The sequence below is a fragment of the Streptomyces muensis genome (genome assembly GCF_021474425.1).
Taxonomy (GTDB): Bacteria; Actinomycetota; Actinomycetes; order Streptomycetales; family Streptomycetaceae; genus Streptomyces; species Streptomyces muensis.
Window position 1 is genome coordinate 1 of sequence record NZ_JAKEIP010000399.1, and the last position, 5,411, is coordinate 5,411.

Consider the following 5,411-nt stretch of genomic DNA (forward strand, 5'->3'; position numbering starts at 1 on the left):
GCGCGGGTTCGGGCGGGGGCTCCACGGTGAAGCCCGGCGGTTTCGGCAGACCGGGCGGGAACGTCGACCGGCCCGGGTCGGCGTCCGTGTCGGCTCGCGGCGCGGGAACGGTCGCGGGCTGGTTCACGGCCCCCGCCGCCGAGGCGAACCGGTCGTCCAGTGAGTCGGGCGCCACGGTGGGTCCCGTGTCCTCGGTGAAGTCACCGTACAGCTGTCCCCACCAGTCGTCCTCGTGACCGGTGGGCCTTCCCCCCTGCTGGCTCATGCCCCCAATTGTCCACCGCACGGGCCGGATGAAAACGGGGCATCCGGAAAATCCGGCCCGTGGGGCCGCATCAAGTGGCGTGGTCGGGTGAGGTGTTGAACGCCCTTGCGAGACAACCGGGGAGACGCCGGGGGAAACACGTCGCCGGGCGATCCCACCCCCCACGGGAGAACCGCCCGGCGACTGCCGGGTGACCCGGGCCCGGATCCCCTTCGCGCGCGTCAGCGCACGTCGTAGGCCCGGGTCACGATCTGGGTGACCGAGGCGCCGTTCGCGTCGGTCAGGACGGCTTCGAGTGTGACCTGCTTCCCTGTCGTTCCGCTGTGGTCCACCGTCGCCCTCCAGGTCCCGTCGTCCTGCCGCACCGTCTCCGCCTCGGTCCAGGTCGCGCCCTCGTCGTAGGAGTACGCGAGAGCGGCCCTCGTCAGCTCACCGGGCTCGTAGCCCGCGTGGCCCGTCGCGGTGAGCGTGATCTCCTGTCCGTCCTCGGCGGGCAGCGTCTTCAGCCCGTCCTCGGGCAGCGTGTACCGCGGGAACAGCAGCGGTATTCCTTGCGAGTACGCGTTCTCGTCGAGGGCCGAGCGGAAGGTCCAGGTCGTCGTCGTGCTCGTGGAGCGCTTCCACGCGCCGGCCGGAGCGCCGATCTTCGCGGTGTCCAGGGTGAGCTGGTACGTCGACGGCTCGGCCGGGACGGTGAACACGCCGGACGGGTACGGGCTTTCGCCGATCGTCTCGCCGTCCCTGCGCAGCGTCATCGCGCCGATGTCGCCGAAGCTCCCCTGCACGCCCTGGTGGTGGCGGTCGCCCCAGAAGCCGGGTGCCACGCCGATCAGGTCGCCCTGCCGTTCGGCGGCGAGGGCCGGGCGGCCGGTGGCGTCGAGCGGGGTCGTCGGCGCGAGGACGCCGCCGTACCACTCCTCGGTCCGCCGCTGTCCCTTCTCGTACGTCCGCATCGGGTCGATCATGAACTCGCCCCACGGGAAGCTGCTGGACACCTCGTGCTCCCAGCCGGTGCTGCCCGGAGAGTGGTACTCGGTGCGTTCGAAGGGCGCGGGGACCGTCTCCAGGGCGCCGAAGTAGCCGGTCAGTCCGTTGGGGCGGGTCATCGTCGTCAGGTCGACGTGGTCGGTGGCGGCGGACGCCATCGAGCGGTACGTCGCCTTCGTCGCCGCGAGGTCGCGGTCCCGGGCGCGGTAGGTGCGGTCGCCGCCGATCGGGCCGGTCTCCGGGAAGGCCAGGTTGTAGACGTACGGGCTCTTGGCGGTGGCCTTCCAGCGCAGGGTCACGTCCCGGGCGGCGAGCAGCGCCTCGGCCTCCTCGGCCGGGATGGCCAGGACCGGCAGCGGGCCGCCGGTGAAGCCGGCCGACGGATACCAGCGGCCGGGGGCGTCGCGGTGGACGAGGACGGCCACCGCACCGGCCGCCTTCGCGCGCGTGGCGACCTCATGGGCGCTGCCGCCGTCCGGGATGCCGACCAGCGCGATCTTCCCGGCCGCGCCCGAAAGCTCGGCCTCCGTACCTGACTTGGCGTCGAGGAGCGGCGCCTCGCCCGTGCCGTCGAGGTTGGCCGAGCTGAAGGAGGCCGTCGTCGGGTGCAGTGACCGGCCGTCCACGACGGCGAGTTCGGTGATCTGCGGGGCCGCCGCGCGCCAGAAGCTGTCGAACTCGAAGTCCCCGTCGGTGGCCCGCCCGTTGACCGAGGCGTAGTAGCCGCGCAGGGCCCGCCCGCCGGCCGCCGTGCCCGCGTGCAGCCAGGTGTCGTCCCAGCTGCGGGCGAACCCGAGGGTGGCGCCGCGGAGTTCGGTCGGCCGGTCCGTCCTGACGTTCAGACGGTGGGCCTCGCGGGCGTCCAGGACGACGGTGGTGTCGCCGCGGATCTCCAGCTGGGGGCGGGCGAGGTAGGTGAGGGAGTCGAGGAGCGTGCCCTCGGTCCCGGGGGTCGTGATGAAGCTGGAGAGGAAGTAGGCGCCGGGGCGGATCTCGTACGTCTGGTCCGTGGCGCCCTCGTTGAAGCGGCGCTCGCCCGTGGCGTCGTCGGTGCCGACGAGGTCGACGGAGGAGTCACCCTCGGCAGGCCTGCCGAGGCGGTCGAGCAGCTTCACGCGCAGGGTGACGGTCTCCGGCTGGACGTACAGCGCGAAGGGCGTGGAGACCGTGGCGCCTCCCGCGGCCGTGGCGAGGACGCGGCCCGTGACGTCGCCGTACTGAGAGGGTCTGAGCGTCGCCGTCGGGTCGATCCGCAGCGGGACCTCGACCGTCTTCCCGGCCGGGACGGTGACCGAGCGGGCGCCGAGGCGGGCGATGGGCGAGCGGACGGTGGAGCCGTCGTTGCCGGTGACGGCGGACACCGCCAGCTTCAACTCCACCGCCCTGTCCGTGGTGTTGGTGTAGGGCACGGCGACCGTCGTACGGTCGCTCGTGTCCTGCGGCCAGTTGAAGGTGCCGGCCTGGAGTGCCGGTGCGCCCAGCACTTTCTGCCCGATCGCCGCGTGGACGTCGAGGCGGCCGGCGCCGGTCTCCCGCGCGTCCCCGGGGGTGTCCGCCTCGGCCGAGGAGACGAGGGCGGCCTTGATCCGCTGTGCGCTCCAGTCGGGGTGACGTTGCTTGACGACGGCCGCCGCGCCCGCGACATGCGGGGTCGCCATCGAGGTGCCGCTCATCGACTGGTAGGCGTACACGCCCCGGCCGCCCGCCTTGGCGGCGGAGATGCCGACGCCCGGGGCGGTGATCTCGGGCTTGAGGGTGTGCGAGCCGTAGACCGGCCCGCGGCTGGAGAAGGAGGCCGTGGAGTCGGCGCGGTCGACGGCGCCGACGGTGAGGACGCTCGGGGCGCACCCCGGGGAGGAGACGGTGTTGGTGCCCGGGCCGGTGTTGCCCGCCGCGATGACGAACAGGGTGTTCTCGCTGGTCCGGGCGAGTTCCTCCGTCGCCCGGGCCATCGGGTCGGTGCAGTCGGTGCGGGCCGGGTTGCCGAGGCTCATCGAGACGACGTCGGCGCCCTGGTCGACGGCCCACTGCATACCGGCGATGATCCAGGAGGTCTCGCCGTAGCCGTAGTCGTTCAGGACCTTGGCGTTGAGGAGGTCGGCGCCGGGCGCGACGCCCTTCTTCCTGCCGTCGCTCGCGGCGCCCGTGCCGCCGACGGTGGAGGTGGTGTGGGTGCCGTGGCCGTCGTGGTCGTCGGCGTCCGGGGAGTCGGTGAAGTTCTTCGACGCGGCGATACGGCCCTTGAGGTCGGGGTGGGCGGCGTCGACGCCGGTGTCCAGGACGGCGACCTCGGTGCCCTTGCCGTCGTGGCCGGCGGCCCAGGCCTCGGGGGCGTGCACCTGGCGGGTCGAACGGTCCAGGGTGGCCTCGACCTTGGCGTCGAGCCACAGCTTCGTCAGGTCGCCGGCCGCGCGGGAGCGGGGGTCGGTGACGTCGGCCCAGAAGTCGGCGGCCTTCTTCTTGTCGGCCTCCAGGGCCACGCCGTCGATCGGGTCGAGGACCAGGCCGCGTTCGGCGCCGCGCGGGGCGGGCGGGACGGCTCGGGCGAGGGAGCGGTCGTAGGTGGCGATCAGCGGGAGCGTGTCGCGGTGGGCGTCGTCGTAGCCCTGGCGGATCAGGCCGGTGACGTTGAAGAGCTCCTCGTCGACCCGGCCCGCGGCGATGGCCTCGCTCGCGCCCTCGGGATAGACGTACAGGTCGTCGCCCGACTGCCGGGTCTGGGTGAAGGGGGCCGTGCCGTCCGGGCCGGGCAGGGCGACGGCCCCGTCCCGGGTGACGAGGACGCGGTCGCCGGTGACGAGGGTGACGACGGAGCCGGCGCCGGGGGTGGCCCGGGCGCCGGCGCCGGTCAGCGGTCTCGGCGGCTCGGTGGCCGCGTGCGTGGGTACGGCTGTCGTCACGGCCAGGACGGCGGCGGTGGCCGCGCCCAGTGCCGTACGCGATATCGCTCTCCCCAAGATCGCCTACTTCCGTGGTGCCGCCTGTCCGTGGACGCGAAAGCGCAGGCCAAAGAGTCCCAAGTCGGGCAAAGCGGACGGTGGTTGATGCTGCGGTGGCGACACCTTGGCAGAGTGACGGGTGGTGCGGCGATGATGTGCCGAGGCGGTTTCACGCCGTGGCCGTTTTCCGCCACGGACCGAACACCGGTGTTCTTTCTGGGGAGAGGCGCGGCCCGATGCTGGGAGTGATTGGTCTCGACGAGACGCATGAGTCGGCGTACCGGGCCCTGGTGTCCGTGGGTGCCGCCGACGTACCCGATCTCGCGCGGCGGCTGACGCTCGGCGAGCACGACACGGAGCGCGCCCTGCGCCGGCTGGAACGGCACGGGCTCGCGGCGCAGTCCTCGGCCCGGCCCGGCCGCTGGGTCGCCGCCCCGCCCGGCGTGGCGCTGGGCGCGCTGCTCACCCAGCAGCGGCACGAGCTGGAGAAGGCGGAGCTGGCGGCCGCGATGCTCGCCGAGGAGTACCGGGCGGGGGTCGCCGAGCCCGCCGTACACGATCTCGTCGAGGTGGTGATCGGCGCGGCCGCGGTCTCGCAGCGCTTCCTCCAGCTCCAGCTGGGGGCGAGCGACGAGGTGTGCGCGCTGGTCACCGGTAATCCGGTCGCCGTCACCGGCATGGAGAACGACGCCGAGGAGCGGGCCGCCGATCGCGGGGTGCGCTACCGGGTGGTCCTGGAGCGTGCGGTCCTCGACCAGCCGGACGGCATCACCGAGCTGTCCGCCGCGCTCGGCCGCCAGGAGCAGGTCCGGGTCGTGGACCAGGTCCCGACCAAGCTGGTGATCGCCGACCGTACGCTCGCCCTGGTGCCGCTCACCTCGCACACCGCGGAACCGGCCGCGCTCGTCGTCCACGCGAGCGGACTGCTGGAACTGCTCTCCGGACTGTTCGAGTCGGTGTGGCGGGACGCGCTGCCGCTGCGCCTCGGCACCTCGGGCGTCACCGAGCGGCAGCCGGACGGCCCCGACGAGACCGACCTGGAGGTGCTCTCCCTGCTGCTGGCCGGTCTGACCGACGCGAGCGTGGCCAAGCAGCTGGACCTGGGCCTGCGGACGGTGCAGCGCCGGGTGAAGCGCCTGATGGAGCTGACCGGGGTGACGACCCGGTTGCAGCTGGGGTGGCACGCGTACGAGCGGGGGTGGGTGGCCCGGGAGCGGCAG

General features: G+C 73.3%; 2 protein-coding genes and 1 pseudogene. 1 reads left to right on the forward strand and 2 read right to left on the reverse strand.

Annotated elements, in window-relative coordinates; genetic code table 11:
• Window positions 1-265, reverse strand: a pseudogene (locus tag L0P92_RS41730) (protein phosphatase 2C domain-containing protein); the annotation flags it as partial.
• A gap of 221 nt (window positions 266-486) precedes the next feature.
• Entirely contained in the window at window positions 487-4,209 is a 3,723-nt protein-coding gene (locus L0P92_RS41735; protein ID WP_234768353.1) for a S8 family peptidase, read from the reverse strand.
• A 218-nt stretch (window positions 4,210-4,427) separates the two neighbouring features.
• Here L0P92_RS41735 and L0P92_RS41740 point away from each other — a divergent pair.
• Window positions 4,428-5,411, forward strand: a 984-nt coding sequence (locus L0P92_RS41740; RefSeq protein WP_234768354.1) for a helix-turn-helix transcriptional regulator, incomplete at its 3' end; no start/stop codon positions are given.